The organism is Novosphingobium sp. BL-A-41-Hi4B-X5A (genome assembly GCF_055521705.1).
Genome location: NZ_CM145500.1, coordinates 1,666,715 through 1,682,292, shown reverse-complemented (window position 1 = coordinate 1,682,292; position 15,578 = coordinate 1,666,715). Strand labels below are relative to the sequence as shown.

Below are 15,578 nucleotides of genomic sequence, written 5' to 3'. Positions count from 1 at the left end.
GCTTACCAGCACTTCCAGGGCGCGGAACCTTCGGCCCAGAGGCGGTCAAGCAATTGCTTGTCGCGCAGGGTATCCATGGGTTGCCAGAACCCGCTGTGCCTGAAGGCGACGAGTTCGCCCTGCCGAGCGAGTGTTTCCAGCGGGCCACTTTCCCAGATTGTGTCGGCACCGGGGATCAGATCGATGACCGATGGATCGAGGACAAAGAAGCCGCCGTTGATCAGCCCGCCGTCGCCAGCGGGCTTTTCCTTGAAGTCGACCACCTTGTCACCATCGAACTCCAGCGCGCCGAACCGCCCGGGAGGGGCGACAGCCGCGATGGTCGCCTTGCGGCCGTGGGCGCGGTGGAAGGCGAGTTCGGCGGTCACGTCGATATCGGCAACGCCATCGCCATAAGTGAAGCAGAACGGCTCATCATCGAGGTGGGAGCGGACCGCGCGCAGGCGGCCGCCGGTCTGCGCTTCGGCACCGGTTTCGACCAGCGTCACCTTCCATGGCTCGCACTTGGCCTGGTGGACTTCGATGGCATTGCGCGAAAGATCAATGGTTACATCGGCCGAATGCAGGAAGTAATTCGCGAAGAACTCCTTGATGACGTATCCCTTGTAACCAAGGCAGATCACGAAATCAGTCACGCCATGGGCAGCGTATATTTTCATGATGTGCCAGATTATCGGAAATCCGCCGACTTCGACCATTGGTTTTGGGCGAACAGACGTTTCTTCGCCAAGGCGAGTCCCCAGACCGCCTGCCAGAATGACCGCTTTGGTCAAAGTAAACCTCAAAAAATAATTGCAATGTGGCTGGGCCGTAACCCCGCCTACGCCCTATTATTACTCGTCACGTTTGCAAGTGCAATATTTTCGATCCGTTGTGGTGCGATGTGCGCAGGGTCACATGTAATCAAAACATTATCACTCTGACCACAGGTCCTGCCAGGGCAGGGTGCGATCCGGGTCGAAAAACAATGCGTTCCCTTCCAGCTCTCAAAAGCGTTCTATACATCCGCAGCTCATTCGGAAAACGCTTATTATCAGTTAAATATCTGTCATATTGGGCGATTATCGCATAATCAGCCGCGCAGGAACCGGCGCGTTGAGGGGCAAGCGTTCCGAAATCGACGATGGCGCGTGATCCCCGCGCGGCCTCGATTGTGGCGTAATCGATCTTTCCTGCCAGCATCGCCTTGGCATCGACGCAACCCGCATCGCCCATCGGAAACAGGATGCGCCAGGGTGCACCCTGCAGGTCAAAGGCAAACTGTTCGATAAGCACCGTGGAGCCGGGCGGAATGTTGGCCAGCGCCCAGGCAGAGGCAGCCTGGCGGGTGTCCTGCGCCCGCGCCGCAGTTCGATCGAGCGAGGCTGCGGCCAAGGGAAGGGCAACCCCTGCGAGAACGGCGGCAGGAGCGAGCCTTTGGACCCAGGATCCACGCGCTGCTGCCCGGTTTGTGATCCAGCTTGTGGCTGCACCGATGGCAATCGCCATGAGCGGCAGCAACGGCAAGGCCCAGCGGTCCCACACCAGACGTTGCGCTGCCAATACCACGATGAAGCCCAGCAGCACCGGCAGCAGCACTCTTGCCGCCAGCCCGAGGCGCGCGATCAGCCACAGGCCCCAGATTGCGAGCAGTGATCCCGCCAGGCCAAGACCTGTCAGGACCGGACCCTGCCCATACCACGCCAGGTTCTGCCAGGGAGGGCCACCGGTTGCGCCAAGGTGATGCGCCTGCGCCTCGCCCTGCAGGTTGCGCCAAAGCGTTTCGTGATCCAGTACAAGGTAGGGGGAAATCAGCAGCAGCAGTGCGATGGTCAGCGCGCCGAACACCGCTAGACTGGCGAGGCTCTCGCGCAAGGTAGCCTCATCTTTCCTCCAGCGATCGAGCAGCACCGCGACCATCGCCAGGGCGCCCAGCGCAAACGGCCATTTGGTGGCGATGGCCAGCGCCAGCCAGACCGTGGCCCACACGAAGCGGCTTTTCGAGGCCTCGCGGGCAAAGAGCGCAGTGGCGATCAGGCAGGCAAGCAGAAAGCTTGTCGCCATGATGTCGGACCTGATGACTTGCGCCCAGGTCACCGCCAGAGGACTGACCGCAAGGATGAGGCCCGCACCCAGCGCTGCCTTGCCATCGAGAAGCTCGGAAGCGAGGCGCATGGTCAGCCAGACGCTGAGCACTCCGAACCCGGCCATGGCGATGCGTCCCGGAAGGATGATCAATGTCGGGTCGGCAAAGACCGCGTTGGCAAAGGCCGTGGGCGATGCGAAGTGGCCGGTGACGTAGCCCGCGCCGAACACGATCAGGTCTACCAGCGCGAGAATGTACATGGTCGTTGTAGCGGGGTGGCCGAACCAACCGGGATTAAGCGTACCGGTGCGCAGCATGCGGATGGCACCCATCTCGAACATCAGTTCGTCAGGATCATTGAGCGCAGGCAGGCCGAAATCGATGTGCTGCAGGCGCAAGGCTGCGGCTAGAATCAGCACGGACAGCGTTGCAAAATTCGTGCTGAATTTTCTCATCAACTTCCTCGGTGGCGTAGCGAATGCCGCAAAGGGTCGTGCAGTGCAGTAGAGGGCATTGCAGCTTCCCGTCCGATTGTCCGGATTTTCGATTTCGCCGTTTGTTTCGCGCGTGGGCCATGCCATGGCTGTTGCGTCAAGACACTTTATCAATCTCCACCGGGTTCACCTCCCCGGCTGTCACTCCATTTTGGATTCACTTTCGATAAGTCGATGTGCGGCGCGACCGTCAGAATGGGATCTCCGCACCGTCCCAGGCCTTCAACCTGCCGGATTGCGCTGTCGTCAGCCCGTCGATCACGTCGAGCAGATGCTGCGCCGACCGCTCTGGCGTGAACAGCTTTTCTGCAGGAACACCGCGCTGGAACGGGCGTGACAAGGGTGTGTCGACCGTGCCGGGATGCAGCGTGACGGCCACGGCGTGAGGGTGCGTGCGGGCGAGTTCGATCGCCAGGTTCCTGACCAGCATGTTCAGCGCCGCTTTCGAGGCACGGTACGAATGCCAGCCGCCAAGGCGGTTGTCGCTGATCGAACCGACGCGGGCTGAGATCGCGGCGAAAACGGCAGGCCGGTCCCTCGGCAGCAGAGGCAGGGTGTGGCGGGCGATCAGGGCAGGGCCGATGGTATTGATCGCGTAGAGCTCCGCCATCGCACCGGCATCCAGCGCGCGCCATGACTTTTCGGGGCCTTCGCCAGTTGCGCGAACCAGACGGCCGGTCGCCACGATCACAAGGTCGAGCGGGGCGCCGATCGCTGCGCAGGCCTGGGCGATGGAGCCTTCATCGAGCAGGTCGAAGCGGTGGGGCACGATTTTGCCATCGCCGCCGCCGCCGCTGCGCGACAGGGCATGGACTTCGGCCACGTCTTCACGCGCGGCAAGAAGAGCGGTCAGGGCGGCGCCGATGCCGCCACTCGCACCGAATACGGCACATCGTTTCATCATGGTCATCATGCCGTTGATGGAGCTGTGGCAACGCTCCGTCGATATGGCCCAAGGCATGGCGCTGTGTTGCGAGTATAAGACAGCTTGCGCCCGGCCGCGCGACATACCATGTTGCCAAGATAGCATGTTGAACGCGTTCAATTCCGAAAGTCCCAGCACGATGGCTTCTACCCCCACCGAAACCGCGACGATGACCCCGATCAGCCTGACCCCGCCCGATCCGGTGCCGGTGGTTGCCCCCGCGCAGGCCGCCGGACTGGTGCCGGTGTCGGACGAGAACCGATCCAAGCTGGAGGCCAAGGTCGATGCGTTCGTGGCCGACCTGATCTCGGTCGATGCGCAGAGCCCGGAATTCGGCAAAAAGGTCGACCAGCTGACCAACATGGGCCGCAAGGAGATTGCGCAGGCGGCGGGCATGTCGAACCGGTTTCTCGACCGGCCGATCCGCGCGATGGACAAGGACAGCGGCGTCGGCGCTGATCTTGCCGCGCTGCGCCGGACGATCGAGGACCTTGATCCCGGCCGGCAGGGCAACCTGTCTTCGGGCCGCAAGTTTTTGGGCATCATCCCGTTCGGCAACAGCCTGAAGAAGTATTTCGATGGCTATACTTCGGCCCAAGGGCACATCAAGGCGATCCTTGAACGCCTTGCCTCGGGCAAGGACGAGTTGCTCATGGACAACGCCGGGATCGACGTGGAGCGCCAGAAGTTGTGGGAAGCGATGGGCAATCTGGAGCAGATGATCCACATCTCCAAGACGCTCGACGCCAAGCTTGAGGAAGCTGCCGCCGACCTCGATCATACCGAGCCTGCCAAGGCCAAGGCGATCCGCGAATCTGCGCTGTTCTACACGCGCCAGCGCACGCAGGACCTGCTGACGCAGATGGCGGTAACGGTGCAGGGCTATCTCGCGCTCGATCTGGTCAAGAAGAACAACGTCGAACTGGTCAAGGGCGTGGACCGCGCCAGCACGACCACGGTTGCGGCACTGCGCACGGCGGTGACCGTGGCGCAGGCGATGACCAACCAGCGGCTGGTGCTGCAACAGATCACCGCGCTCAACACCACGACCGCGAACATGATCGACAGTACCGGCAAGCTGCTGCGCGAACAGACCGGCAAGATCCACGAGATGGCGGCTTCAAGCACGATCCCGCTGGAGACGCTGCAGCGCGCCTTCCAGAACATCTACGACACGATGGACACGATCGACACCTTCAAGCTCAAGGCTCTCGATGCGATGAAGCAGACGGTGAACACGCTGTCGGGGGAGGTCGAGAAGTCGAAGGGCTATATCGCGCGCGCCGAAGGTGCCGCGCAAGCGAAGCTGGCGGGGCCGGAAACCTCGCCGCTGCTGACGCTGGAGGGTTGAGCGGCGCATGGCCAATTCCTCGGCACATGACAGCGACCGTATCCTTGCCGAAGCGCGCTCCTCGCTGGTGCGCCAGCAGGCGGGCGGACGGCGCAGCATCGGTCAGCGTTCGGCCGAACTGAAGCGACAGCATTTCGGCAAGAAGGCCGCACGCATGGCGATGTCGGTCGGCGTGCTGCTGGTGGGCGCGATGGTTGCGGGGATGATCCTCGACGGCATCGGCATTCTCGGTGTGATGGTGCTGGGCCTGGCGATCGTCGCTGCGCTGGCATTCTTCGCGAAGTATCCGAAGATGAAGGTGCCTGATCTGTCGGCGCTCAACACCGGCGATGTGCGGACGATGGTCGGGCGGACCGAACTGTGGCTCGAGGCCCAGCGGCCCGCGCTGCCCGCACCTGCGGTGCAACTGGTGGACCAGATCGGCGTGCAGCTCGATGGCCTCGGGGTTCAGCTCGAAGGCATCGATCCGGCCGAACCTGCCGCCGTCGAAGTGCGCAAGCTGGTGGGCGAGCATCTGCCGGGCATGGTCGAAAGCTGGCGCAAGATTCCGCCCCATTTGCGGCGCGAAGAGCGCGGCGGGCGAAATGCCGATCAGCAGCTTGCCGATGGTCTTGGCAAGATATCCAAGGAAATCGACGAGATCACCCGGCAGCTGGCGGCGGGCGATCTCGATGCGCTCGCCGTGCGCGGGCGCTATCTGGACTATCGCTACGGGGAAGGTCTAGAGGCGGCGCCCCAGCTCGAAGCCCCGAAGGTCAACTGATGCGCATCGCCATTCCCCACTCGCTCGACCGTGACGAAGCGCGCCGGCGCTTGCGCGAGAAGGCGGCGCAGGCCGCGGCCAAGGCTGACGGCATGGCAGAGGTGAAGACCACCTTCACCGACGACGACCACATGGTGATGACCGTCAGCGCGATGGGCTACACGCTCGATTGCGGGGTGGAACTGGCCGAAAAGGAACTGGTGGTCGAGGTCGACATCCCCGCCAGCCTCGGTTTTGCCAAGCGCATGATCGAAGGCGTGATCCGCGAGAAGAGCGGCAAGCTGCTGACTTGAAGCCGAGGGCGCAGCCATCAAGGCCGCGCCCCTGATCAATCAGGCCTTTTCCAGTTGCGGGCGGTTGGCGACGAGGTTGTCGACCACGCTGGGATCGGCCAGCGTCGACGTGTCGCCAAGGTTCGACATGTCATTCTCGCCGATCTTGCGCAGGATGCGGCGCATGATCTTGCCCGAGCGGGTCTTGGGCAGGCCCGGGGCGAACTGGATCACGTCGGGCGTGGCGATCGGGCCGATCTCGTGGCGGACCCACTGGATCAGCTCCTTGCGCAGCGCCTCATCCGGCTCGACCTCGGCATTGCAGGTGACGAAGGCATAGATGCCCTGGCCCTTGATGTCGTGCGGCATGCCGACGACGGCAGCTTCGGCAACCTTGGCGTGGGCGACCAGCGCGCTTTCGATCTCGGCCGTGCCCATGCGGTGGCCCGAGACGTTGATCACGTCATCGATGCGGCCGGTGATCCAGTAGTAGCCATCCTCGTCGCGGCGGCAGCCGTCGCCGGTGAAATAGAGGCCCTTGAACGTGCTGAAATAGGTCTGGAAGAAGCGTTGGTGATCGCCCCAGACCGTACGCATCTGGCCCGGCCAGCTATCGGTGATGACAAGGCAGCCGTCGGTCGCGCCTTCAAGGAAATTGCCATCGTTGTCGACCAACGCCGGCTTCACGCCGAAGAACGGACGGCTGGCCGAGCCGGGCTTGAGCGGCGTGGCGCCGGGCAGGGGCGTGATCATCGCCGCGCCGGTTTCGGTCTGCCACCAGGTGTCGACGATCGGGCAGCGGCTGTCGCCCACGACCTTGTGATACCATTCCCACGCCTCGGGATTGATCGGCTCGCCCACCGAGCCCAACAGGCGCAGCGATTGGCGGCTGGTCTGCTTCACCCATTCATCGCCTTCGCGCATCAGGGCGCGCAGGGCGGTGGGGGCGCCGTAGAAGATCTCGACCTGGAACTTGTCGACCACCTGCCAGAAGCGGCTGGGATCGGGGAAGTTGGGCACGCCTTCGAACATCACCGTGGTCGCACCGTTGGCGAGCGGTCCGTAGACGACATAGGAGTGGCCGGTGACCCAGCCGATATCCGCTGCGCACCAGTAGATCTGGCCGGGCCGGTAATCGAACACGTACTGGTGGGTCATCGAGGCCCAGACCGAGTAGCCGCCAGTGGTGTGCAGCACGCCCTTGGGCTTGCCCGTGGAGCCGGACGTGTAGAGGATGAACAGCGGATCTTCCGCGTTCATTTCCTCAGGCGTGCAGTCGGCACTTTGCGCGGCAACGCCCGTGGCCCAGTCAACGTCGCGGCCCTCGACCATCGGCACGTCGGCACCGGTGTGGCGCAGCACGATCACGCTGTCGACGCCGGGGCACTGCTTGAGCGCTTCGTCGACGTTGGCCTTGAGCGGGACCTTCTTGCCGCCGCGCAGGCCTTCGTCGGCGGTGAGAACGATGCGGCTGTCGCAGTCGACGATGCGGCCGGCAAGAGCGTCGGGGCTGAAACCGGCAAAGACGATCGAGTGGATCGCGCCGATGCGGGCGCAGGCAAGCATGGCGACGGCGGCTTCGGGCACCATCGGCAGGTAGATCGTCACGCGCTCCCCGCGCTTGACGCCTTGCGCCTTGAGCAGGTTGGCAAAGCGGCAGACCTGTTCGTGCAGTTGGCGGTAGGTGATTTCGCGGTGGGGCGTGGTCGGGCTGTCCGGCTCCCACAGGATGGCAATCTGGTCGCCGCGCGTTTCCAGATGGCGGTCAAGGCAGTTGGCCGAGAGGTTGAGCGTGCCGTCCTCGAACCAGCGGATGCCGAAATCGGCCTCATGATACGAGGTATTCTTCACCTTGGTGAAAGGCTTGATCCAGTCGAGCCGCTTGCCGTGTTCCGCCCAGAAGGCTTCGGGATCTTCGACCGACTGGCGGTACATCTCGAAGTAGCCCGCTTCGTCGACAAGGGCGTTTTCGGCCCATTCTGCAGGGACCGGATAGACTGCTTCGCCCATGTTCAAACCCTCCTCGAAACTTTCTCTTGCCCGCGTGTGTAACCTGTGTCGGCCGCTAGGGCTTTTGGACAATAGTCGTAGATATCCGCCGACTCCGCCGAAGCGGCAAGCCGCTCCGTAAGCCCTTGGCAGCACGATGTTGCGATTGGCAAGCGCTTGACGCAATAGCAGCAAATGCAAACCTTTGCCGACTACCACGCGCACGTCTATTTCGATCCTGCAGAGGCGGATGAAGCCGGCGGGCTGTGCATGAGAATGCGCGACGAGCTTGGCGTTGCGATGGGGCGCGTGCACGCCCGCCCGGTCGGGCCGCATCCGCGTGGGTCGTGCCAGATGACGATCCCGGCAGAGCGAATCGGTGCTGCCATCGCCTGGATGATGGAAAATCGCGGACACTTCACGATCTTCTGCCACGGCAACAGCGGCAATGACCTGGACGATCACACCCGCCATGTCATGTGGTTGGGCGATAGCGAGGCCCTGAACCTTGCTCAATTCGGATCAATTCAGTCAAAAATGTAAATCAGCAACATTTTGTCGCATTGCCGCCCGTCGCGCGCAAAACGCTGCCTTCAGCTAGAGAACATGTCGATCTGCGGGGGCGAACGGATCGGGCAGGCGCAAACAGGGCGCCAAACCGCCGCTTTTCCCCAGCAAACGTCACCATAGTGCCTGTTCTTCAACCTTGGCACCACGGGCGTCGCTGCTATCGTGCACCGTGTTGCTGCAACCGCGCCGGAGCTTTATGCAATCTCCATCAATCGTACTTGTGGAAGACGACGGGCCGCTGCGGACGCTGACCGCGCGTGCCTTGCGGGAAAACGGCTACAATGTCCGCACTGCTGCCACTGGCGCAGAAATGTGGGTGGCCTTGGAAAGCGAGCCGGCCGATCTGGTCGTGCTCGACATCATGTTGCCGGGAACGAGCGGGATCGAGCTGTTCCGCCGCCTGCGCAAGCAAAGCGACGTGCCGATCATCTTCGTCTCGGCTCGCGGCAGCGAAGAGGATCGCGTCCTCGGGCTTGAACTCGGCGCGGACGATTATCTGCCCAAGCCGTTCAGCACGCGCGAACTGGTGGCCCGGATCGGCGCGGTACTGCGTCGCGGGGCCAACGCCGTCACCGATACCGCTGGCGATACGGGCAGCCGCAGCGGCGACATCCATTTTGACGGCTGGTCCGTGTCGATGGCCCGGCGCGAACTGCATTCGCCCAGCGGCGCGATGGTGGACCTGACGGGGGCTGAATTCGATCTGCTGGCCACTTTCATCGGCCAGCCCCAGCGCGTGCTCGGGCGTGAGCGCCTCATCGAACTTTCGCGCACCCGCTTGGGCGACAGTTCGGATCGCAGCGTCGACGTGCTGGTCAGCAGGTTGCGCCGCAAGCTTTCCGCGGCTGGAGGCAATGCTCCGATCGTAACGGTTCGCGGCGTGGGCTACATGTTCAAGGCCGAAGTGCAGCGCGCCTGATGCTGTCGCGCCGCTTTGGCCTGCCCGAGCGGCTTCTGGCGATCCTGCTGCTTGTCGCGTTGGTCGATTTTGCGGCCAATACCCTGCTGTTCGATCGTGCCAGCCAGTTCGCGTTGCGCGAAGACGACGCCGCGCGCGTTGCCGAGAATCTGATCATCGCCACCCGCGCGATCGAGCGCGCGCCGGTTACTGAACGCAGGCAAGTTGCCAAGGACCTCAGCTCGGCGCGGTTCGCGCTTGATTGGCAGCCGTCCGGCAATCGTCCGGGCGGGTCGATCCAGCTGTCGCGCCTGCGCCAACAGATCATAGAAGACGCCCCCGAACTTGGCCGGGCCGACCTGCAACTGCATCTCAAGCCGGTGGCCGTTGCCGGCAACATCACTGGATCGCTCACCCTGCCTGACCGCAGTATCGTGCAGTTCCAGACTTACGCCAGCGATGCCTGGACGCTCAATGCCGGGCGCATCCTCACGCTGATGATGCCGACCCTTGCGCTGGTCCTGCTTGCCTGGGTGCTGTTCCGGGCAACACTGGCGCCGCTGCGGACCCTGGTCCGGGCGTCGAAGACCGTCGGTTCGGGACCGCCGCAACTGCTGTCCGAACAGGGCACCGCCGAAGTGCGCGACCTCATCCATGCCTTCAACGAGATGCAGCAGCGCGTCTATGAATCCATGACCAACCGCACGCAGTCCATGCTGGCTATCGGGCATGATCTGCGCACCCCGCTCTCGCGCATGCAACTGCGCGTTGAAAGCCTCGATCTCGACGAGGAAACGCGCGAGGGCATGAGCGCTGACCTCGGCGAGATGCGGCACATGCTTGAATCGCTGCAGGCCTTCGTCGAATCCGGCGGGAGCCGCCTGCCGGCCGAACGCATCGATGTGGCGGTGATGGCGCAGACGCTGGTGGATACCGCCGCCGACAATGGCGCCGATGCCACCTTCCACGGTCTCGAAAGCCTAGAGATCATGGCGCGCCCCGTCTCGGTGCGCCGTGCTCTTTCCAATCTGATCGAGAATGCGCTGCATTACGCGGGCAGCGTGCGGGTTACCGTGCAGCGCGTCGACGGCGCGGCCGAGCTCCAGTTCGACGACGATGGCCCCGGCATCCCGGCCGAGCGCATCGACGATGTTCTGCAGCCATTCGTCCGGCTGGACACTGCGCGCGCCCGCGATACGCCGGGCATGGGCCTTGGCCTCGCCATCGTGCGGCGGGCAATCCAGCTGGATAATGGCACCTTGCTACTGCGCAATCGGCCCACTGGGGGCCTCCGCGTCACGGTCCGTTTCCCGTTGGCGACGAACTGAAAGGTTGCGAAACAGTTCGTTACACACCCGCGCTCATGCGGAAAGATGCGGCACATACTTTGACTAGTTTCCGGGCGACCTCAGTCGGTTGTCGAGTCTAGTGAAAGGTCCAGCACCGTGAACGAGCTTATCGGCCGCGTCTTCAGCTTCGAAAAGACCATCTTCCCCGACAGCCGCGAACTGTTCGGCAAGCTTGTCAGCGAGGGACAGTCACCCAAGGCGCTGATGATTTCGTGCGCGGATTCCCGCATCGTTCCCGAGCAGATCATGCAGGCCCAACCCGGCGAGCTTTTCGTCTGCCGCAACGCCGGAAACATGGTTCCTCCCTACGCCACCATGAACGGCGGCGTGACCTCGACCGTAGAATACGCCGTCATGGCGCTGGGCGTGCGGGACATCATCGTTTGCGGCCATTCAGATTGTGGCGCGATGAAGGCGCTCTCCGCGCCGGCGCTGCCTGAAGGCATGCCGAACGTGGTCGCTTGGCTGCGCCATGGCGCGGCGGCGGAAAGCGTGGTCTCCAGCTGCTCGCCCCACCTAGGCACTGACGAGCGCGTCCGCGCGGTCAGCCTGCAGAACGTGATTGTTCAGCTTGACCACCTCCGCACGCATCCTTCGGTGGCGACAGCCATCGCAAAGGGTGAAATGTCGCTGCATGGCTGGTTCGTCGACATCAGCGCCGGCATGGTGCTTGGTCTCGACGGCGAGACCGGTGAGTTCGTGCCGCTGCGCGAAGACAAGCCGCTGCCAGTGGCGCTTCCAGCCCGCTCGCGCCGCGTCCTCGACGCCTGGATCGCCGAGGCCGCAGAATGACAGCCGCGACTGCCGACGGCGCCGGTGGCGGGATTTCCCGCTACTTCGTCCGCGATTTCACCGCGTCTATCGTGGTGTTCCTTGTTGCCATGCCCTTGTGCATGGGCATCGCCATTGCGTCGGGCGTGCCGCCTGAGAAGGGACTTGTTACCGGGATCATCGGCGGCATCGTCGTTGGCCTGCTCGCCGGTTCGCCGCTGCAGGTAAGCGGTCCGGCCGCCGGCCTTGCGGTAATCGTCTTCGAGTTCGTCCGTGATAACGGCCTATCTGCTCTCGGACCGGTGCTGGTGCTGGCCGGTGCCCTGCAACTCCTTGCGGGCGTCGCCAAGCTGGGCGGCGTGTTCCGCGCAATCTCGCCCGCAGTGGTCCACGGCATGTTGGCCGGGATCGGCGCCCTGATCGTCATCGGGCAGTTCCATATCCTGTTCGATGCCAAGCCACTCTCCAACGGTATCGACAATCTTGCCATGATGCCCGCGCGCGTGCTCGGCCTGACGCCGTTCGATCTGCGGTCGACCGAGCTTGCACTCATGCTCGGCCTGCTCACCATCGGCACGATGCTGGCGTGGGAAAAGCTCAAGCCGGCAAGGCTTGGACTCGTGCCGGGCGCGCTGCTTGGCGTGCTGGCGGCGACGGGCGTGGCCTGGGGCTTCGGGCTCGACGTGGCGCGCATTGCCGTTCCGGATTCGATCGGCGCTGCCTTTGCGCTGCCCGGCGGTGATTTCCTCACCCCGTTGACCAACGGCTCGCTGATCGTTTCAGCCATTGCCATCGCCTTCATCGCCAGCGCCGAAACCCTGCTTTCGGCCGCAGCGGTTGACCGCATGCATGATGGCGTGCGGACCGACTACAACAAGGAGCTGCGGGCGCAGGGCGTCGGCAACCTGCTGTGCGGCGTGGTCAACGCGCTGCCGATGACAGGCGTGATCGTGCGCAGCTCGGCCAACGTGCAGGCGGGCGCGATGACTCGCACGTCTGCGGTGCTGCACGGGGTGTGGATTCTCGGCTTCGTGGCCCTGCTGCCGTTCATCCTGCGCGAAGTGCCTATGGCGGCGCTGGGCGGGGTTCTGGTGGTCACCGGATGGAAGCTGGTCAGTCTCAAGCAGGTTCGTCGCCTGTTCGAGGTGCATGGCTTCATGCCCGCGTTGATCTGGGTCGCGACCTTTACGCTCGTGGTGACGACCGACCTGCTCACCGGTGTGCTGGTGGGTCTGGCCCTGTCTGCGCTCGAGCTTGTTCCGCACCTGCGAAACCTGCGCTTCCGTGTCGGCGAGCAGACCGTGGGCGAAACCGTGCGCCTTGAACTGGAAGGTGCGGCCACGTTCCTGGGGCTGACGCGGCTGACCAACGCTCTCGAGCAGGTCCCGGTTGCCAAGCCCGTTCACGTCGACCTCGACCGTGTCCATGCGATGGACCACACCACGGCCGAGATGCTGACGGAGTGGCTGGCACGGCGCAAGCAGCGGGGGGATGCGGTGACCGTCTCTGGCCCCGCGCCCCTGCTGAAGACGCTGGCACACGCCTGAAACCCCGCTCGATTCAGAGCGTTGGGATCAAGACGCGCGCGACGGCCCACCCCCTCTTGTTGCGCGCCAGATGGCAAGAGTCGGCAGAAATTGCCGACTCTTGCCATTTGACGGAAGAATCTATCTTGCAGTGCAGCAAAACGGCGTGTATTACTTTTGGCTCTGCAGTGACGTCGCTCCGTCTTTGAGAAGCGCTCGCACGGCAGACGCAGGTGGAACGTGATAACCTATCCAGGGAGCGTTCCGTATGAAGACCCGTCTCGCCGCAGCCGTGGCACCTGTCGCCCTCGCACTTTTTGCGACTCCGGCTTTCGCGCAGGAAGAAACCCCCGCCATCACCGTTTCGGGCAGCGCAGCTCTCGTTTCGGACTACCGTTTCCGCGGCGTTTCGATGACCGACAAGGAAATGGCAGTTCAAGCCGGCGTCACCGTGGCGCATGAAAGCGGCTTCTATGTCGGCACCTGGGGTTCGAACCTCGCCGGCTGGGGCACCTTCGCCGGTTCCAACATGGAACTCGACATCATCGGCGGCTACAAGACCGAGATCAGCGGCGTGACGGTCGATGTCGGCCTGACCTGGTACATGTATCCGGGCGGCCTCGACAACACCGACTTCGCCGAGCCTTATGTCAAGGTGTCGAGCGCCGTCGGTCCGGCCAACGTCCTCGTCGGCGTGGCTTATGCTCCCAAGCAGGAAGCGCTTGGCCAGTGGTACAACTCGGGCGCTTCGGCTGCCACCGGCGTCTACGACAATCCCGGTGCCAAGGCTGACAACGTCTATGTCTGGACCGACCTTTCGGCCGGCATCCCCGACACCGGCCTGACGGTCAAGGGCCACATTGGCTACACCAACGGTGGCAACAAGGGCCTTGGCCCTCAAGGCACCTCGGTTTCGCCGACCGGTGACTATGTCGACTGGCTGGTCGGTGCCGATTACACCCTCGGCAACGTCACGCTCGGCGTGGCCTATGTCGATACCGACCTTAACCCGACCGACTTCAACTACCTGACGCCGAACTTCTCCTCGACCAAGGATGGTTCGTCGATCGCCGGTTCGCGCGTGGTCGTTTCGGCTACTGTCGCCTTCTGATCGGGGCGGCCCCTGGCCGCTACCTGACGATAATTGACGAAAGCCCTTCTCTCCGATGCGGAGGGGAGGGCTTTCTCTTTACTGCGCGGACCGCACTTCCAGCAGTGCTTACCCATTCCGTCCGACCCTGCCGGTGGGCGTGAAAATTGTTATGGCATATACCAAATGGTTCATGCGCCGCGGACCAGCGAGGCCTAGCCATATCCCGAGGATGACCGATGCGAGTCGTCCACCAGGGAGACAGTTCACGATGACTCTTGCCATTCGTCTGACCGCAGCCGCGCTGTCCGGGTTGCTGGCACTGCCGATGCCGGTTCAGGCCCAGCAACAATTGCCCGCGCAACTGCAATCCGGCCCTGCTTCGGACGTGCCGGTGGCAACGCAGGTGATGCGCTGGCGCATGAACGACGCCGATGTGAACAGCTTTGCCTTCCGCAACATGGATCAGTTGTTCACCACGCGCACGGTCGCGCATTCCGGGTCACCGTGGGCCTTGCCCAAGGTCGAGCGCCCGATGGATTTCACTTACGCATTCGGCGGCAAGACCTGGACCGCCGAGCAGGCGCTCGAGCGCACTTACACCAACGCTCTCCTGATCATGAAGGACGGGCGGATCGTCACCGAAATCTATCGCAACGGCTCGAACGAGCGCACGCGCTTCATGGGCTGGTCGATGACCAAGTCGCTGACCTCGACCCTTGTCGGCGCGGCGCTTGCCGATGGGCTGATCGGCTCGCTGGATGATCAGATCGTGCGCTACCTGCCCGAACTGAAAGGCAGCGGCTACGATGGTGTGACCATCCGCCAGATCCTGCAGATGCGCTCCGGCGTCGACTACGAGGAGCGCTACGACTTCGCCAATCCCGGCATCGCGGCGAGCAACCATATCAACGCGCTCGTCAAGAACGTTGCGCGCTTTGCCGATGTCGCCCGTACCATCAAGCGCAAGTCGAAGCCCGGTGAAGTCTTCGCCTACAAGACCATCGACACCGCCGTGCTCGGCTGGTTGATCGAACGGGTCAGCGGTGGTTCGGTGGCGGCCTTCACCGCGCGCAAGCTGTGGGAGCCGCTCGGCACCGAGGCCGATGGCTTCTACATCATGGATGGCCAGCCCGGCACAGGACGCGAATTCAGCGGCGCAGGCTTCAACGCCACGCTGCGCGATTGGGCGCGCTTTGGGCAGATGATGCTGAATGGCGGGATGGCCAACGGCAAGCGCGTTGTCAGCGAGGATTGGGTCAAGGTGGCCCAAGCTCCGGCTGGTCCCGAGGACGGACCGGAAGGCGGTTATGGCTACCAGTGGTGGACCATGGCCAATTCGCCCGCCTATTCGGCAATCGGACTGCAGGGTCAGTACGTCTACGTAGATCCCGCCAGCCGGACCGTGGTGGTCAAGCTGAGCTACTTCCCGCCCATGGAAGGCAGCGTCGGACAGGAAACCATGGCCTTCCTTGCCGCCGCCTCTGCATGGAAGCCGGCACCGTAAGCAATAAC

Annotated in this window: 14 protein-coding genes; 10 read left to right on the top strand and 4 right to left on the bottom strand. The window is 63.4% G+C overall.

The genetic code is table 11. The annotated features are described in order from the left end of the window. Positions 1 to 2 precede the first annotated feature (2 nt). From rfbF to ACZ1JY_RS08055, 3 genes are all read right to left on the bottom strand, one after another. Complete coding sequence (rfbF, locus tag ACZ1JY_RS08065; protein ID WP_205525276.1) at positions 3 to 773, bottom strand: glucose-1-phosphate cytidylyltransferase; 771 nt, start codon at positions 771 to 773, stop codon at positions 3 to 5. A gap of 130 nt (positions 774 to 903) precedes the next feature. After that, a complete protein-coding gene (locus ACZ1JY_RS08060) occupies positions 904 to 2,520 on the bottom strand; it encodes a glycosyltransferase family 39 protein (protein ID WP_465128947.1) in 1,617 nt (538 codons plus the stop codon). Between the two features lie 229 nt (positions 2,521 to 2,749). Then, positions 2,750 to 3,460, bottom strand: a complete 711-nt coding sequence (locus ACZ1JY_RS08055; RefSeq protein WP_465130887.1) for an SDR family NAD(P)-dependent oxidoreductase — start codon at positions 3,458 to 3,460, stop codon at positions 2,750 to 2,752. A 163-nt stretch (positions 3,461 to 3,623) separates the two neighbouring features. Between ACZ1JY_RS08055 and ACZ1JY_RS08050 the strand changes: the two genes are divergently transcribed. From ACZ1JY_RS08050 to ACZ1JY_RS08040, 3 genes are read left to right on the top strand one after another with little or no spacing between them, the layout of a single operon-like run. After that, positions 3,624 to 4,835, top strand: a complete 1,212-nt coding sequence (locus ACZ1JY_RS08050) for a toxic anion resistance protein (RefSeq protein ID WP_465128946.1) — start codon at positions 3,624 to 3,626, stop codon at positions 4,833 to 4,835. Between the two features lie 7 nt (positions 4,836 to 4,842). Then, a complete protein-coding gene (locus ACZ1JY_RS08045) occupies positions 4,843 to 5,598 on the top strand; it encodes a hypothetical protein (protein ID WP_465128945.1) in 756 nt (251 codons plus the stop codon). Beyond that, positions 5,598 to 5,891 (top strand): polyhydroxyalkanoic acid system family protein, encoded by a 294-nt coding sequence (locus ACZ1JY_RS08040; protein WP_168905213.1) that lies wholly within the window; start codon positions 5,598 to 5,600, stop codon positions 5,889 to 5,891. Before ACZ1JY_RS08045 ends, ACZ1JY_RS08040 begins: the two co-directional genes overlap by 1 nt. 39 nt (positions 5,892 to 5,930) lie before the next feature. Here the strand turns inward: ACZ1JY_RS08040 and acs are convergent, their stop codons facing one another. Beyond that, complete coding sequence (acs, locus tag ACZ1JY_RS08035) at positions 5,931 to 7,880, bottom strand: acetate--CoA ligase (protein ID WP_465128944.1); 1,950 nt, start codon at positions 7,878 to 7,880, stop codon at positions 5,931 to 5,933. Positions 7,881 to 8,054: 174 nt separating this feature from the next. Here acs and ACZ1JY_RS08030 point away from each other — a divergent pair, with 174 nt between their 5' ends. The 7 genes from ACZ1JY_RS08030 (at position 8,055) to ACZ1JY_RS08000 (ending at position 15,570) form a co-directional block, all read left to right on the top strand. Continuing rightward, on the top strand, positions 8,055 to 8,402 hold the full coding sequence (locus tag ACZ1JY_RS08030; RefSeq protein ID WP_465128943.1) for a DOPA 4,5-dioxygenase family protein: 348 nt from the start codon (positions 8,055 to 8,057) through the stop codon (positions 8,400 to 8,402). 223 nt (positions 8,403 to 8,625) lie between these two features. Then, on the top strand, positions 8,626 to 9,348 hold the full coding sequence (locus ACZ1JY_RS08025) for a response regulator transcription factor (RefSeq protein ID WP_039331775.1): 723 nt from the start codon (positions 8,626 to 8,628) through the stop codon (positions 9,346 to 9,348). Then, positions 9,348 to 10,655, top strand: coding sequence for an ATP-binding protein (locus ACZ1JY_RS08020; protein ID WP_465128942.1), 1,308 nt, complete (start codon positions 9,348 to 9,350; stop codon positions 10,653 to 10,655). Before ACZ1JY_RS08025 ends, ACZ1JY_RS08020 begins: the two co-directional genes overlap by 1 nt. A gap of 117 nt (positions 10,656 to 10,772) precedes the next feature. Next, complete coding sequence (locus ACZ1JY_RS08015; protein ID WP_168905217.1) at positions 10,773 to 11,468, top strand: carbonic anhydrase; 696 nt, start codon at positions 10,773 to 10,775, stop codon at positions 11,466 to 11,468. Further along, entirely contained in the window at positions 11,465 to 12,994 is a 1,530-nt protein-coding gene (locus tag ACZ1JY_RS08010; RefSeq protein WP_465128941.1) for a SulP family inorganic anion transporter, read from the top strand. Before ACZ1JY_RS08015 ends, ACZ1JY_RS08010 begins: the two co-directional genes overlap by 4 nt. A 247-nt stretch (positions 12,995 to 13,241) precedes the next feature. Continuing rightward, positions 13,242 to 14,084, top strand: a complete 843-nt coding sequence (locus ACZ1JY_RS08005; protein WP_118073168.1) for a TorF family putative porin — start codon at positions 13,242 to 13,244, stop codon at positions 14,082 to 14,084. A 250-nt stretch (positions 14,085 to 14,334) separates the two neighbouring features. Further along, positions 14,335 to 15,570, top strand: coding sequence for a serine hydrolase domain-containing protein (locus ACZ1JY_RS08000; RefSeq protein ID WP_465128940.1), 1,236 nt, complete (start codon positions 14,335 to 14,337; stop codon positions 15,568 to 15,570). Positions 15,571 to 15,578 lie beyond the last annotated feature (8 nt).

What these genes read in the sequence shown, in the direction of transcription:
- ACZ1JY_RS08050 (WP_465128946.1), top strand. Translation starts at nt 3,624, where the DNA reads ATGGCTTCTACCCCCACCGAAACCGCGACGATGACCCCGATCAGCCTG.
- ACZ1JY_RS08000 (WP_465128940.1), top strand. Translation starts at nt 14,335, where the DNA reads ATGACTCTTGCCATTCGTCTGACCGCAGCCGCGCTGTCCGGGTTGCTG.
- acs (WP_465128944.1), bottom strand. Translation starts at nt 7,880, where the DNA reads ATGGGCGAAGCAGTCTATCCGGTCCCTGCAGAATGGGCCGAAAACGCC.
- ACZ1JY_RS08020 (WP_465128942.1), top strand. Translation starts at nt 9,348, where the DNA reads ATGCTGTCGCGCCGCTTTGGCCTGCCCGAGCGGCTTCTGGCGATCCTG.
- ACZ1JY_RS08060 (WP_465128947.1), bottom strand. Translation starts at nt 2,520, where the DNA reads ATGAGAAAATTCAGCACGAATTTTGCAACGCTGTCCGTGCTGATTCTA.
- ACZ1JY_RS08005 (WP_118073168.1), top strand. Translation starts at nt 13,242, where the DNA reads ATGAAGACCCGTCTCGCCGCAGCCGTGGCACCTGTCGCCCTCGCACTT.
- ACZ1JY_RS08030 (WP_465128943.1), top strand. Translation starts at nt 8,055, where the DNA reads ATGCAAACCTTTGCCGACTACCACGCGCACGTCTATTTCGATCCTGCA.
- ACZ1JY_RS08010 (WP_465128941.1), top strand. Translation starts at nt 11,465, where the DNA reads ATGACAGCCGCGACTGCCGACGGCGCCGGTGGCGGGATTTCCCGCTAC.
- ACZ1JY_RS08025 (WP_039331775.1), top strand. Translation starts at nt 8,626, where the DNA reads ATGCAATCTCCATCAATCGTACTTGTGGAAGACGACGGGCCGCTGCGG.
- ACZ1JY_RS08045 (WP_465128945.1), top strand. Translation starts at nt 4,843, where the DNA reads ATGGCCAATTCCTCGGCACATGACAGCGACCGTATCCTTGCCGAAGCG.
- ACZ1JY_RS08055 (WP_465130887.1), bottom strand. Translation starts at nt 3,460, where the DNA reads ATGAAACGATGTGCCGTATTCGGTGCGAGTGGCGGCATCGGCGCCGCC.
- ACZ1JY_RS08040 (WP_168905213.1), top strand. Translation starts at nt 5,598, where the DNA reads ATGCGCATCGCCATTCCCCACTCGCTCGACCGTGACGAAGCGCGCCGG.